We start from the raw sequence: 258 nt of genomic DNA, 5'->3' as shown, positions 1-258 counted from the left end.
CCGCAGCCGCGCGCGCTTCCGCCTCAGCCCTGTTCGCTTGATTGAGCGCCCCGGCACTCCATGCCTGCTCCTGGCGCAGAGTCACTGCGTGCCCCGGATCGGTGGCGTCCGCGAGGTTTGCCAGTCGGCGTCCCCTGGCGTCAAGATCGCCATCGGCGTTCTCAGAGATGGTGTCAGCCACCATGTTTCGAGCCTCTTCGGCCACATGGAGCGTCTGAATCTGTGAGATGTTCAGCTCAGAAGCGCGGAGGATAGAAC

General features: G+C 64.0%; 1 protein-coding gene. It reads right to left on the bottom strand.

The genetic code is table 11. The features are described from left to right. The coding region (locus ACS2QP_RS28100) for a phage tail fiber domain-containing protein (RefSeq protein ID WP_438883117.1) at window positions 1–205 on the bottom strand (205 nt) is incomplete at its 3' end. Window positions 206–258: the final 53 nt, after the last annotated feature.

This window comes from Bacillus cereus group sp. Bce019 (assembly GCF_051781745.1).
Taxonomy (GTDB): domain Bacteria; phylum Bacillota; class Bacilli; order Bacillales; family Bacillaceae_G; genus Bacillus_A; species Bacillus_A cereus.
The sequence above is the reverse complement of the archived record's forward strand: the minus strand, read 5'-3'. Positions and strand labels throughout refer to the sequence as shown.